Annotated in this window: 13 protein-coding genes; 8 read left to right on the forward strand and 5 right to left on the reverse strand. The window is 72.8% G+C overall.

Going from position 1 to position 13,333, the window contains the following annotated elements; all coding sequences use genetic code 11:
* Window positions 1-228: 228 nt before the first annotated feature.
* Window positions 229-1,734, reverse strand: a complete 1,506-nt coding sequence (locus ACFF45_RS30105; protein WP_381349892.1) for a peptide MFS transporter — start codon at window positions 1,732-1,734, stop codon at window positions 229-231.
* Window positions 1,735-2,254: 520 nt separating this feature from the next.
* Here ACFF45_RS30105 and ACFF45_RS30110 point away from each other — a divergent pair.
* Both ACFF45_RS30110 and ACFF45_RS30115 read left to right on the forward strand, forming a co-directional pair.
* Entirely contained in the window at window positions 2,255-2,932 is a 678-nt protein-coding gene (locus ACFF45_RS30110; RefSeq protein ID WP_141311399.1) for a response regulator transcription factor, read from the forward strand.
* A 51-nt stretch (window positions 2,933-2,983) separates the two neighbouring features.
* Window positions 2,984-4,252 carry a sensor histidine kinase gene (locus ACFF45_RS30115; RefSeq protein ID WP_381349893.1) on the forward strand — a complete coding sequence of 423 codons (1,269 nt, stop codon included), beginning with the start codon at window positions 2,984-2,986 and terminating at the stop codon, window positions 4,250-4,252.
* 123 nt (window positions 4,253-4,375) lie between these two features.
* On the opposite strand, the gene ACFF45_RS30120 is transcribed toward ACFF45_RS30115, so the two are convergent.
* Window positions 4,376-4,876 (reverse strand): GtrA family protein, encoded by a 501-nt coding sequence (locus ACFF45_RS30120; RefSeq protein ID WP_381349894.1) that lies wholly within the window; start codon window positions 4,874-4,876, stop codon window positions 4,376-4,378.
* Between the two features lie 141 nt (window positions 4,877-5,017).
* Here ACFF45_RS30120 and ACFF45_RS30125 point away from each other — a divergent pair, with 141 nt between their 5' ends.
* Genes ACFF45_RS30125 through ACFF45_RS30135 form a run of 3 tightly spaced genes read left to right on the forward strand, consistent with a single transcriptional unit; the run spans window position 5,018 to window position 7,903 of the window.
* On the forward strand, window positions 5,018-6,157 hold the full coding sequence (locus ACFF45_RS30125; RefSeq protein WP_381349895.1) for a 5-(carboxyamino)imidazole ribonucleotide synthase: 1,140 nt from the start codon (window positions 5,018-5,020) through the stop codon (window positions 6,155-6,157).
* The gene (gene purE / locus ACFF45_RS30130; protein WP_381349896.1) at window positions 6,154-6,678 is read left to right on the forward strand and encodes a 5-(carboxyamino)imidazole ribonucleotide mutase; all 525 of its coding nucleotides are present in this window, start codon (window positions 6,154-6,156) and stop codon (window positions 6,676-6,678) included. Before ACFF45_RS30125 ends, purE begins: the two co-directional genes overlap by 4 nt.
* A gap of 46 nt (window positions 6,679-6,724) precedes the next feature.
* Window positions 6,725-7,903, forward strand: a complete 1,179-nt coding sequence (locus tag ACFF45_RS30135; RefSeq protein ID WP_381349898.1) for a dipeptidase — start codon at window positions 6,725-6,727, stop codon at window positions 7,901-7,903.
* Here ACFF45_RS30135 and ACFF45_RS30140 read toward each other — a convergent pair.
* Window positions 7,852-8,973 (reverse strand): oxidoreductase, encoded by a 1,122-nt coding sequence (locus ACFF45_RS30140; RefSeq protein WP_381349899.1) that lies wholly within the window; start codon window positions 8,971-8,973, stop codon window positions 7,852-7,854. The genes ACFF45_RS30135 and ACFF45_RS30140 overlap by 52 nt on opposite strands.
* Before the next feature lie 55 nt (window positions 8,974-9,028).
* Here ACFF45_RS30140 and ACFF45_RS30145 point away from each other — a divergent pair, with 55 nt between their 5' ends.
* Window positions 9,029-9,388, forward strand: a complete 360-nt coding sequence (locus tag ACFF45_RS30145) for a MerR family transcriptional regulator (protein WP_381349905.1) — start codon at window positions 9,029-9,031, stop codon at window positions 9,386-9,388.
* A 110-nt stretch (window positions 9,389-9,498) separates the two neighbouring features.
* A complete protein-coding gene (locus tag ACFF45_RS30150) occupies window positions 9,499-10,620 on the forward strand; it encodes a dipeptidase (RefSeq protein ID WP_381349900.1) in 1,122 nt (373 codons plus the stop codon).
* 57 nt (window positions 10,621-10,677) lie between these two features.
* On the opposite strand, the gene ACFF45_RS30155 is transcribed toward ACFF45_RS30150, so the two are convergent.
* A complete protein-coding gene (locus ACFF45_RS30155; RefSeq protein WP_381349901.1) occupies window positions 10,678-11,037 on the reverse strand; it encodes a VOC family protein in 360 nt (119 codons plus the stop codon).
* Between the two features lie 109 nt (window positions 11,038-11,146).
* Here ACFF45_RS30155 and ACFF45_RS30160 point away from each other — a divergent pair, with 109 nt between their 5' ends.
* Window positions 11,147-11,653: a CGNR zinc finger domain-containing protein gene (locus tag ACFF45_RS30160; protein ID WP_381349903.1), complete on the forward strand. Its 507-nt coding sequence runs from the start codon at window positions 11,147-11,149 to the stop codon at window positions 11,651-11,653.
* Window positions 11,654-11,736: 83 nt separating this feature from the next.
* On the opposite strand, the gene ACFF45_RS30165 is transcribed toward ACFF45_RS30160, so the two are convergent.
* Window positions 11,737-13,080, reverse strand: coding sequence for a UDP-glucose dehydrogenase family protein (locus ACFF45_RS30165; protein WP_381349904.1), 1,344 nt, complete (start codon window positions 13,078-13,080; stop codon window positions 11,737-11,739).
* Between the last annotated feature and the right edge of the window lie 253 nt (window positions 13,081-13,333).

Below are 13,333 nucleotides of genomic sequence, written 5' to 3' on the forward strand. Positions count from 1 at the left end.
GCGCCGCGCTCGCCGCTCCCCTCCCCGCTACTTCCCCCTCGTTCCCGTTCTCGTCGTTCTCGTCGTTCTCGTCCGCGTTTCACCGGCGTGCCCGGACGGCTGCTTTGACGTGCCGTCAGGGACGCCGAGCGGGGCACGCCCCCCCTGCGAGGCAGGCATCGGCGCCGCACGGCGATGGGCCGCCTCACCGGATCCGTCCGGCGCGGCGGCCCTTCCCGGGACGTACGGCTACCTCACGTCGCCCATCAGGGCGCGGATCTTGCGTCCCGCCATCATGAAGGCGAGGCCGGCCGCGACGGCGACGGCGGCCCACAGGGAGTAGTAGACCGCGTCGCCCAGTGGCGCGTTGAGCTTGGTGGTCCAGCCGTTGAGGGCGTTGCCCGTCGCCGTGGCCAGGAACCACAGGCCCATGATCTGGCCGACGAACTGCTTCGGCGCCAGCTTCGTCGACAGGGACAGGCCCACCGGCGACAGGCACATCTCGCCGAGGGTCTGCACCAGGTAGACGCTGAGCAGCCAGAAGACGGTGACCTTGCCCGTGTCGCTGTTCGCCGCGGCGGCGCCGGCCAGGCCCATGATGCCGAAGGAGCCGCCGATGAGGAGCATCGCCAGGGCGAACTTCATGGGCGTGCCGGGCTCGCGGTCGCGCTGGGCCAGCCTGACCCACAGGGCGGCGAAGAGCGGGGCGAGCACGATGACCATGGCCGGGTTCACCGACTGGTACCAGGACGCCGGGAACTCCCAGCCGCCGATCATGCGGTCGGTCTTGCCGTCCGCGAAGATCGTCAGCAGCGAACCGGACTGGTCGTAGATCATCCAGAACAGCACGGCGGTGGCGAAGAACCACGCGAAGGCCTGGATCTTCGGCCTGTCCTGGCTGGTCAGGGCCGGGTTCCGGTACATCGCCACGAAGTAGACGACCGGCACCACGATGCCGAGGACCGCGAGCACGTTGACGATGTGCTCGATGTCGTACGTGCCCAGGGCGATGTCCAGGACCAGCGCGGCGACGGCGACGCCGCCCCACAGCGCGACCTTGCGCAGCGCGGCGCGCTTCTCCTCCGCGGAGGCCGGGGTGCCGGGGTGCTGGCCGACGTCACCGAGGTGGCGGCCGCCGAGGACGTACTGGATCACGGCGAGGCTCATGCCGACACCGGCGACACCGAAGCCGAGGTGCCAGTTGACGTTCTCGCCGAGGTAGCCGACGACCAGCGGGGCGGCCATGCCGCCGATGTTGATCGCCATGTAGAAGAGCGTGAAGCCGGCGTCGCGGCGGGCGCTGGGCCGGCCCTCGTAGAGGCCGCCGACCATCGCGGAGATGTTCGGCTTGAGCAGGCCGGTGCCGATCGCGATCAGGCCGAGACCGCAGAAGAAGGCGACGTCGGCGGGGATCGCCAGCGTGAAGTGGCCGAGGGCGATGACGATGCCGCCGACCAGGACGGCCTTGCGGGCACCCCACAGGCGGTCCGCGATCCAGCCGCCGGGCATGGCGGCCATGTACACGACCGCGTTGTACACACCGTAGATCGAGGCGGCCAGGGCTTCCCGGCCCGCCAGGGGGCCGTCGAGGACACCCGCGATCAAGTAGAGGACGAGGATGCCGCGCATTCCGTACCAGGAGAAGCGCTCCCACATCTCCGTCATGAAGAGCGTGGCCATACCGCGGGGGTGGCCGAAGAAGGTCTTCTCGCCGCCGGCGGAACTGGCCGAGTCCTTCGTCAGGCTGGACGCCATGGGTCGATCCTTGCTTGCTCGGGACGCGCTGCGCTTCGTGAGCGGTCACGCGCCCGGTGGGGGGCGGCCGGCACCGGCACGCGATCCGCCCCTACGCCCGAACAGGGGTTCGCCCCCGTGCCGGACACGGAGGCGAGGGGGTCAGACGCACCGGGATCCACGCCCCGGACATCTGGTCACGTCACGGGGCCCGGCCCACAGGTCGTTTCACTGTCTCAAGACCGGCGGAACCGGCCTTGCGCAGAAAAGGGGCCTATGGCGTGGTTGGCCGCCCAAAGGCCCCGGAGTAGTACATCAGGCGTCTGGCCATCATACGACACCACAGTGCGGCATATGGAAGGACTTGAGAGATGAAGCACAGGTGCAAGTGGAACCGTAGTCACGCTTTCCAAGGTTCTTGCGGCAATCTCCCGACCCATTATCGGCGCGGCAGCAGGTCCGTACCAAGGTGCACCAGGGCGGGGGCCTCGGCCCGGCCATCGCCCGCCGGCCCTCGCCACGGGCGGTCTACCATCAGCTCATGACCCGAGTACTGCTCGCCGAGGACGACGCCTCCATCTCGGAGCCGCTGGCGCGTGCACTGCGCCGGGAGGGTTACGAGGTCGAGGTGCGTGAGGACGGACCCACCGCGCTGGACGCGGGCATCCAGGGCGGCGTCGACCTGGTCGTGCTGGACCTCGGGCTGCCCGGTATGGACGGCCTGGAGGTGGCCCGCCGGCTGCGGGCCGAGGGCCACACCGTGCCGATCCTGATCCTGACCGCGCGCGCCGACGAGGTGGACACCGTGGTCGGCCTCGACGCCGGCGCCGACGACTACGTCACCAAGCCGTTCCGCCTCGCCGAGCTGCTCGCCCGGGTCCGGGCCCTGCTGCGGCGCGGGGCCGCCGAGCCCCAGCAGCCGCCGGCCACGCACGGCGTGCGGATCGACGTCGAGTCGCACCGCGCCTGGATGGGCGACGAGGAGCTCCAGCTCACCGCCAAGGAGTTCGACCTGCTGCGCGTCCTGGTGCGCGACGCCGGGCGGGTGGTCACCCGCGACCAGCTGATGCGCGAGGTCTGGGACACCACCTGGTGGTCGTCGACCAAGACCCTCGACATGCACATCTCCTGGCTGCGCAAGAAGCTGGGTGACGACGCGGCGAATCCCCGGTACATCGCCACCGTGCGAGGCGTGGGCTTCCGCTTCGAGAAGAGCTAGCCCCGCGCCGGGCCTCCCGGGGAGCCGCGGGTGACACACGGGTAAGAGGACATGCGCCGCCGACTGATCCAGTCCACGCTCGCCGTGGTGCTCGTCGTGATCGCCGTCTTCGGCGTCTCCCTCGTCGTGGTGGAGACCAAGACGATCAGCAACAGCGCCCAGGAACGGGTGGAGTCCGAGGCGGTGCGGCTGACCGGCATCGTCGACAGCCGCATCCTCGGCCACGAGCAGATAACCTCCGAGATCCTCGTCGACCAGGTCGGCGACGACCGGTACGCCGTGGTCCGCATCCCCGGCCAGCCGCCCATCGAGATCGGCCAGAAGCCGTCCGGCGACGTCATCGAGTCGGTCCGGCGGGGAGAGCAGGGCGAGACGGTCGTCGTCCGGGAGCCGCGCTCCGCGGTGACCCGGGAGGTCGGCCGCACCCTGCTGATGATCGGGGCGGTGGCGCTGCTGGCCGTGATCGCCGCGGTGCTGCTCGCCCTGCGCCAGGCCAACCGCCTCGCCTCCCCCCTCACCGACCTCGCGGAGACCGCCGAACGCCTCGGCTCCGGCGACCCGCGCCCCCGCCGCAAGCGCTACGGCGTCCCGGAGCTGGACCGCGTCGCCGACGTCCTGGACGCCTCCGCCGAACGCATCGCCCGGATGCTCACCGCCGAGCGCCGCCTCGCCGCCGACGCCTCGCACCAGCTGCGCACCCCGCTCACCGCGCTGTCCATGCGGCTGGAGGAGATCACCGTCACCGACGACCCGGCCACCGTGAAGGAGGAGGCGACCATCGCCCTCACCCAGGTGGAACGCCTCACCGACGTGGTCGAGCGGCTGCTGACCAACAGCCGCGACCCGCGCACCGGCTCCGCGGTCACCTTCGACCTCGACGAGGTGATCCAGCAGCAGCTCGCCGAGTGGCGACCGGCCTACCGCGGCGTGGGCCGCGCGATCGTCAGTTCCGGCAAGCGGCACCTGGAGGCGGTGGGCACACCGGGCGCGGTCGCGCAGGTGCTGGCGGCGCTGATCGAGAACTCCCTGATGCACGGCGGCGGCACGGTCGCCCTGCGCACCCGCGTCACCGGCAACCAGGCGGTCATCGAGGTCACCGACGAGGGCCCCGGCGTCCCGGCCGACCTCGGCGCCCGCATCTTCGAGCGCGCGATCAGCGGCCGCAACTCCACCGGTATCGGCCTGGCCGTCGCCCGCGACCTGGCGGAGGCCGACGGGGGCCGCCTGGAGATGCTCCAGGCCAAGCCGCCGGTGTTCGGCCTGTTCCTGTCGCGCACGCCGGTGCAGAAGTCGGCGCAGGAGGAGCGGACCGTCCGCTAGCGGAGCGGACCGCCCGGGAGGAGACGGTCCGGTGGAGAGCTGCGGGCCCGTGTGGGTGGGGGCGACGGGCCGGCGGGGCCGCGCTGGACGGTCGGGGACCGTGCCGGACGGGCGGGAGCCGCGTCAGACCCGGGCCCGCTGCGGCGGCCGTACCGGCTCGGCGGCCTCCAGGAACGATTCCGCGCCCGCCGCCTCCCGGGCGGGCAGCGCCCGGAACACCCAGGTGCGGTAGGACCAGAACCGGAACAGCGTCGCGACGCCGATGCCGAGGAACTTGAAGACGTTGCTCTGCAGCGGGCTGTCCCAGCCGAAGCCGTACGTCGCCGCGTACAGCACACCGTTCTCGATCACCAGGCCGGCCGCGCTGAACAGCAGGAACAGCGTCAGCTCGCGGGTGCGGCCACTCTTGTCGCGGTCGCGGTAGGCGAAGTAGCGGAAGCCCACGTAGTTGAAGGCGATGGCCACCACGGTCGCGATCACGCTGGCGCGCACCACCTGGAGGTCGGTCACGTGCCGTACCAGGTTGAACACGGCAAGATTGACGAGAAGGCCGGCGCCGCCCACCGCGCCGAACCTGGCGGCCTCCCGCACGAGCCTGCGCAGCCCTGAGGAACCACGTCCCATGGTCGTACAGGCCCCCAGTCGGTCGGTCCGGTCAGCTCCGTCATGCTAACCATCGCACTTCTGCGATCGCCCGGGTATGCCGCTTCGGCCGGATCGAGAGGCGGAAACCGGCCGACCCGGCGTGGCCGATACCCTGGGGGCGTGACGTTCCCGGTAGTCGGCATGGTCGGCGGGGGTCAGCTCGCGCGTATGACGCACGAGGCGGGCATCCCGCTGGGCATCAGGTTCAAGCTCCTCAGTGACACCCCGCAGGATTCCGCGGCGCAGGTCGTCGGCGATGTCGTGGTCGGCGACTATCGCGACCTGGACACGCTGCGTGACTTCGCGCGCGGGTGCGACGTGATCACGTTCGACCACGAGCACGTGCCCACCGAGCACCTGCGGGCCCTGGAGGCGGACGGCATCCCCGTGCGCCCCGGGCCCGACGCGCTCGTGCACGCCCAGGACAAGGGCGTGATGCGCGCGAAGCTCGACGCGATCGGCGTGCCCTGCCCGCGCCACCGCATCGTGAGCGACCCGCAGGACGTCGCCGCGTTCGCGGCGGAGGGTGACGGCTTCCCGGTCGTCCTCAAGACCGTCCGCGGCGGTTACGACGGCAAGGGCGTGTGGGTCGTGGACTCCGTCGAGGAGGCCGCCGAGCCGTTCCGCGCGGGTGTCCCCGTCCTCGCCGAGGAGAAGGTCGACTTCGTCCGGGAGCTCGCGGCGAACGTCGTCCGCTCCCCGCACGGCCAGGCGGTCGCCTACCCGGTGGTCGAGTCCCGCCAGGTCGACGGCGTCTGCGACACGGTCGTCGCGCCCGCCCCCGGCCTCGACGAGGCCCTCGCCCTGCGGGCCGAGGAGATGGCGCTGAACATCGCCAAGGAACTCGGCGTCGTCGGCCACCTCGCCGTCGAGCTGTTCCAGACCCGCGACGGGCGGATCCTGGTCAACGAGCTGGCGATGCGGCCGCACAACTCCGGCCACTGGTCGATGGACGGCGCCGTCACGTCCCAGTTCGCCAACCACGTCCGGGCCGTCCTGGACCTCCCGCTCGGCGACCCGCGCCCGCGCGCCAAGTGGACGGTCATGGTCAACGTGCTCGGCGGCGACTACCCCGACATGTACTCCGCGTACCTGCACTGCATGGCCCGCGACCCCCAGCTGAAGATCCACATGTATGGCAAGGACGTGAAGCCCGGCCGCAAGGTGGGCCACGTCAACACCTACGGCGACGACCTGGACGACGTTCTCGAACGCGCACGTCACGCTGCCGGTTACCTGAGAGGCACGATCACCGAATGAGCCCCGTTGTTGGCATCGTCATGGGGTCGGACTCCGACTGGCCCGTCATGGAGGCCGCCGCCAAGGCCCTGGACGAGTTCGAGATCGCCTACGAGGTCGACGTCGTCTCCGCGCACCGGATGCCGCGCGAGATGGTCGCCTACGGCGAGCAGGCCGCGGACCGGGGTCTGAAGGTGATCATCGCCGGGGCGGGCGGCGCCGCCCATCTGCCCGGCATGCTCGCGTCCGTGACGCCGCTGCCGGTGATCGGCGTGCCGGTCCCGCTGAAGTACCTGGACGGCATGGACAGCCTGCTGTCCATCGTGCAGATGCCGGCCGGGGTGCCGGTCGCCACGGTCTCGGTCGCGGGAGCCCGCAACGCCGGACTGCTCGCGGCCCGTGTCCTCGCCGCCCACGACGAGGAACTCCTCGGCCGGATGAGGGACTTCCAGCAGGAGCTGAACGACCAGGCCACCGAGAAGGGCAAGCGGCTGCGCGCCAAGGCCGAGGGCACGGGCGGCGGCTTCGGCTTCGGCAACTGACGGCGCGGACGTCTCCGCAACCGATGGCGACAGACGGGGGGCGGCGATGACCGCACTGGACGAGGCCCGGGAACTGCTGCGCGAGTTCCCGGTGGCCGACGGGCACAACGACCTGCCCTGGGCGCTGCGCGAGCAGGTCCGCTACGACCTCGACGCCCGGGACATCGCCACCCCCCAGGGCACCCGTCTGCACACCGACCTGCCCCGGTTGCGCGCGGGCGGGGTCGGGGCGCAGTACTGGTCGGTGTACGTCCGCTCGGACCTGCCCGACGCGGTGTCGGCGACGCTGGAACAGATCGACTGCGTACGGCAGTTGCTCGCCCGGTACCCGGACGACCTGGCGCCCGCCCGGACGGCCGCGGACATGGAGGCGGCGCGCGCGCAGGGCCGTATCGCCTCCCTCATGGGGGCCGAGGGCGGGCACTCCATCGCCGACTCCCTCGCCACGCTGCGCGCGCTGTACGCGCTCGGCGTCCGCTATCTGACGCTCACCCACAACCACAACGTGGCCTGGGCGGACTCCGCGACGGACGAGCCGGGCGTCGGCGGCCTGTCGGCCTTCGGCCGGGCGGTGGTGCGGGAGATGAACCGCGAGGGCATGCTGGTGGACCTCTCGCACGTGGCCGCCACGACCATGCGGGACGCGCTGGACACCACCTCCGCGCCGGTGATCTTCTCGCACTCCTCCGCCCGCGCGGTCTGCGACCACCCGCGCAACATCCCGGACGACGTCCTGGAACGGCTGCCCGCCAACGGGGGCGTGGCGATGGTGACGTTCGTGCCGAAGTTCGTGCTCCAGGCGGCCGTGGACTGGACGGCCGAGGCCGACGCGAACATGCGCGCGCACGGCTTCCACCACCTCGACACCACCGCCGAGGCGATGCGGGTGCACCGCGCCTTCGAGGAGCGCCACCCGCGCCCGGTCGCGACCGTGGCGACCGTCGCCGACCACCTCGACCACATGCGGGAGGTGGCCGGCATCGACCACCTCGGCATCGGCGGGGACTACGACGGCACCGCGTTCACGCCCGAGGGCCTGAACGACGTGTCCGGCTACCCCAACCTCCTCGCGGAGCTGCTGGACCGCGGCTGGTCCAAGGCCGACCTGGCCAAGCTGACCTGGCGGAACGCGGTGCGGGTGCTGGGCGCGGCGGAGGACGTGGCGCGCGGTCTTCAGGCCACCCGGGGGCCGTCCAACGCGACGATCGAGTCGCTCGACGGGTGACCGTCCAGGGTGGGGTAGTCGGTGTAGCCGGTCGCCCCGCCCACGTACATCAGGTAGCGGTCCCGCGGCTGGTTCAGCGGCGCCCCGAGCCGCAGCCGCGCCACCAGGTCGGGGTTGGCGAGGAACGGCCGTCCGAGCGCGACCAGTTCGGCGCCGGACGCCAGCAGCCGCCGGGTGCCGCGATCGACGGCCTCGGTCGTCAGCTCCCCGAGCACCGGGTTGGCGATCAGGGTGCCCGGCCAGTCCGCGCGGATCCGCCGGTACAGCGGCGCGTCCGGGTCGGCGTGCACGAGGTGCAGATAGGCGAGGCCGTGCCCGCGCAGCGCCGCCACCAGCGCCGGGTAGAGGATGTCGGTCTCGCCCTCCTGGATGCCGTTGACGGTGTTGCCGGGGGAGATCCGCAGGCCGACCCGCTCGGGCCCGACGGCGTCGGCCACCGCCTCGACCACCTCCACCACGAACCGGATCCGCCGGGCCGCCGGGCCGCCGTAGGCGTCGGTGCGGTGGTTGACGTTGGCGGCGAGGAACTGGTGCAGCAGATGGCCGTTGGCGGAGTGCACCTCCACGCCCTCGAAGCCGGCGTCGAGCGCGTTGCGGGCGGCGGCCGCGAAGTCGGCGGCGGTGGCGCGGACGTCCGCGACGGTCATCTCCCGGGGCACCACGGAGGGCCGGTGGCCGCCGGGGGTGAAGACGGTCTCCGGGAGCGGTACGGGCGAGGGCGCGACGGGCGTGTGCCCGCTGGTCGCCGGGTGCCCGACCCGCCCGCCGTGCTGGAGCTGGAGGAACATCCGCCCGCCCGCGGCCCGCACGGCGTCGGTGACCCGCCGCCAGCCGGCCACGTGTTCGGGGCGGTGGATCGCGGTGATGTTCGGGTACGTCTGCCCGGTCGCGTTCGGGGTCGAGGCCTCGCCGATGATCAGCCCGGCGGAGGCGCGCTGGGCGTAGTACTCGGCCATCAGCGGGGTCGGCGTGCCGTCGGCGGCGGCCCGGTTCCGGGTGAGCGGGGCCATCACGAGTCGGTGGGGGAGGGCCAGCGGGCCCAGCTGGAAGGTGTCGGTCGGCTGCGTCATGCCCGTACGCTAGAACCTCACACCGATGTCAGTGTCAAGGCCCGGGGGTGACGGAGTGCGGATCGGGGAGCTGGCCCGGCGGACCGGCGTGAGCGAGCGGTCGCTGCGGTACTACGAGGAGCGGGGGCTGCTGCGGGCCGGACGGACGCCCGGCGGCCACCGGGACTACGCGGAGGCGGCCGTCGACCGGGTCATCCGCATCCAGGAGCTGTTCGCGGCCGGGCTGAACAGCGGCAGGATCGCCCGGCTGCTGCCGTGCATGCGCGACGCCGACGGCGGCCCCTCGGCGGTGGCCACGCCGAAGCTGGTCGCCGACCTCACCGAGGAGCGCACCCGGATCGACCGCATGATCGCCGATCTGGAGCGCTCCCGGGCCACCCTCGACGAGGTCATCGAGGCGGCCCGCGGCCGCTGAACGGGCCCCGGGGCGGCCGCTCCCCCGAACGCCCCGCTCACCAGGAGCCCTCCGGCGGCCCGTGCGACGGTGACCGTACAGCGATCGCCCGCGCACGTACGGAGCCCGCCATGGCCGATCTCCAGAACGACCTGCACACGCCCGCTGAGGTCGGCGAGCCCGACGCCCTGTCCCGGGAGCCGCCGTTGCCGGTGGGCGCCCGCGGCCCCGCGGACGACCCGGACGCCGGCCTCCTGGAGCGGGCGCACGCCCTGCTGACCGCCCATCCCGTCGCCGACGGCTACAGCGGGCTGCCGTGGGCGCTGCGCCATCTGCCCTGGTACGACCTGGAGCTGGGGGAGACCGCCGTCGACACCGACCTGCCCCGGATGCGGCGGGGACACGTCGGCGCCCTGTTCTGCTCGCTGCACCTGCCCGAGGGGCTGGCCGCCGACCGGGCCGTCGCCGCCACCCTGGAGCAGCTCGACCTGGTCCGCACGGTGATCGGCAACCACCCCGAGGGACTGCGGCCGGCGCGCACCGCCGGGCAGGTCACCGACGCCCGCAACTGCGGCCGCACCGCCGTGCTGCTCGGTCCGGCCACCGCCGCCGCGCTCGACGACTCGGTGGGTCTGCTGCGCGTCCTGCACGGGCTCGGCCTGCGCGTCATCACCCTCACGGGCACCTCCTGGGCGAGCGAGGCCGGGCTGACCCGGTTCGGGGAGGAGGTCGTGCGGGAGATGAACCGCCTCGGGGTGCTGGCCGATCTCTCCGGCGCCTCCGAACCGACCATGGAACGCGTCCTCGCCGCCTCCAAGGCGCCCGTCCTGTGCACCCGCTCCGGCGCCCGCGCGCTGCGCCCCCACCCCATGAACCTCCCCGACGAGCTGCTGGCCGCGCTGGGCGCGGCCAACGGGCTGTGCCTGGTGCCGCTGACGGCGGAGCAGACCGGGCCGACGGTCCGGGACGTCGCCGACCACGTCGGCCACGTCCGCGCCGTCGCCGGGCCCGGCAGCGTCGGCCTGTCCGGCACCTACGACGCCGGCTGCGCCCACCCGCGGGAGCTGACCGACGCCTCCTGCTATCCGCACCTCGTCGCCGAGCTGCTGCGGCGCGGCTGGCCGGAGCCCGACCTGGCGCTGCTGACCTGGGGAAACGTCCAGCGTGTGCTGCGCACCGCCGAGGTCACCGCACGGGCGGCCCAGGAGCGGCGCGTGCCGTCGACGGCACGGATCGCGGAGCTGGACGGCTGAGCGGCCACGGGAGCGGCGGCAGGAGAGGGCCGGAGATGCCGGACACGCCCTACGGGCTCAGCAGGCGCAGAGGCAGAACGGATGCCCCGCCGGGTCCGCGTACACCCGCCAGGTGCGTGAGCGGTCCCCGGCGTCCAGCGCCCGCGCGCCCAGCGCCAGCACGCCCGCCTCGGCCGCGTCCAGGTCCTCGACCGTGAGGTCCAGGTGGAACTGCTGCGAGTTCTCGGCGGACGGCCAGCCCGGCGGGACGAATCCGGCAGCGGCCTGGAAGGCGAGCTGCGGACCGCCGGGCACCTTGAGGTCCACCCACGCGTCGTCGCCCTCGACGGTGCCGCCGAGGACCTCGGCGTAGAAGCCGGCCAGGGCGCGGGGGTCGGGACAGTCCAGGACGACGACGCCGAGCCTGGCGAGAGCCATGACCGCTCACTCCTCATCGAGTCACCCACGAGCAGGGACCGTTACCTGCAAAGGCCTCCAACAGGTAACGATTACCCCATGGTCGCGCACTGGCGGTAACGTCGCAAGCGTGAGTGAGAGACGGCCCGCGCCCGGCGGACTCGCCCTGGTGGAGGCCCTGGTCAACACCGTCGACCCGGAGTCGGGCACGGACGCCCTGGACACGGCCGAGGGCCGGGCGCCCTTCGGGGTCGGGGAGCGGGACCTGGCGGGCGTCCGTGAACTGCGCGAGTCGCTGCGCGCCGCCTGCCTGGCGCACGCCGGTCACCCGCCGCACCGCCGGGTGACCCCGTTGGGCGAGCTGCTGGCGCGTGCGCCGCTGTACGTGGCCGTCGACGAGCGGGACGGTTCCGCGCGCCTCGCGCCGGCCGACGCGGGACCGCTGCTGTCCCGGGTGGCGGCGGCGGTGGCGCAGGCGCTGACCGAGGGCACCTGGCAGCGGCTGAAGGCCTGTGAGCTGCCCGACTGCCACTGGGCGTACTACGACCGCAGCCCCGCCGGCCGCGGCCGCTGGTGCTCGATGGCGGTGTGCGGGGCGCGGGCGAAGATGCGGCGGTACCGGGCCAAGGGCGCCTGACGGCCGGCGCGGTGGCGCGGCATGCGTGCAGGCGCCGGTTCGGCCGACTGAGCCTCGGCCGAACCGGCGCCGCCGCCGTACGGTCAGGCGGTGGGCCGGCCCATCGCGCGGTACGTCCAGCCCGAGCGCCGCCACAGTTCCGGGTCCAGGGCGTTGCGGCCGTCCAGGATCACCCGGGACGTCACGGCCTCGCCCAGCGCGGCCGGGTCCAGCTCGCGGAACTCCCGCCACTCGGTCAGGTGCAGCACGACGTCGGCCCCCCGCACCGCCGCGTGCGCGGAGTCGGCGTACCCCAGCGTCGGGAAGAGCCGCCGGGCGTTGGTCATGCCCTTGGGGTCGTACACCGTGACCTGGCCGCCCTGGAGGTGGATCTGCCCGGCGACGTTCAGCGCGGGCGAGTCGCGGACGTCGTCGGAGTCGGGCTTGAACGCGGCGCCGAGCACGGCCACCCGCTTGCCCAGGAAGGACCCGCCGCCGAGCGCCTCCCGCGCCATCTCCACCATCTGCCCGCGCCGCCGCATGTTGATCGAGTCGATCTCGCGCAGGAAGGTCAGCGCCTGGTCGGCGCCCAGCTCGCCGGCGCGCGCCATGAACGCCCGGATGTCCTTCGGCAGGCAGCCGCCGCCGAAGCCGATCCCGGCCCGCAGGAACTTGCCGCCGATCCGGTCGTCGTGGCCGATCGCCTCCGCCAGCTTCACCACGTCGCCGCCCGCGGCCTCGCACACCTCGGCCATCGCGTTGATGAAGGAGATCTTGGTGGCCAGGAAGGAGTTCGCGGAGGTCTTCACCAGTTCGGCGGTCGGGAAGTCGGTCACCACGAACGGCGTCCCCTCGGCCACCGGCGTCGCGTACACCTCGCGCAGCAGCTTCTCGGCCCGGTCGCCGCGCACCCCGGCCACGATCCGGTCCGGGTGCAGGGTGTCCCGCACGGCGAAGCCCTCGCGCAGGAACTCCGGGTTCCAGGCCAGCTCGGCGTCCGCGCCGGCGGGCGCGTGCTCGGCGAGGTAGGCGGCGAGACGGTCGGCGGAGCCGACCGGCACGGTGGACTTGCCGACGACCAGCGCGGGGCCGGTCAGGTGCGGGGCGAGGGAGGCGAAGGCGGCGTCGACGTAGCTCATGTCGCAGGCGTACTCGCCGTGCTTCTGCGGGGTGTTCACACAGACGAAGTGGACGTCGCCGAAGGCCGCCACCTCGGCGTAGTCGGTGGTGAAGCGCAGCCGCCCGCTGGAGCCCTCGATCCCCGCGACGTGCCGGCGCAGCAGCTCCTCCAGGCCCGGCTCGTACATCGGGACCTCGCCCCGGCGGAGCATCTCGATCTTCTCCGGGACGACGTCGAGCCCCAGCACCTCGAACCCGAGTTCGGCCATCGCCGCGGCGTGCGTGGCGCCGAGGTAACCGGTACCGATCACGGTGATCTTGAGGGCCATACGGGACTCCACTGGGTAGCGTCGGTAGTGCGGGGCCGAGCATAGTCGGCGACCCCGTCGGGCACCTTTCCCGCTGTCGTCAAGCTCACGTACCCCCCGGCGTGAGCGGCCGCTTAGAATTCGAGTTACTTAACGGTAGTTAGCGTCAGCGGCATCGCAGCGTCTTCCTTGGAGCGTGAGAGACCTTGGCCGGATCGGCTGATTTCGACCTGTACCGCCCGTCGGAGGAGCACGAGATGCTCCGCGACACCGT

The organism is Streptomyces cinereospinus (assembly GCF_042430725.1).
Lineage (GTDB): Bacteria > Actinomycetota > Actinomycetes > Streptomycetales > Streptomycetaceae > Streptomyces > Streptomyces cinereospinus.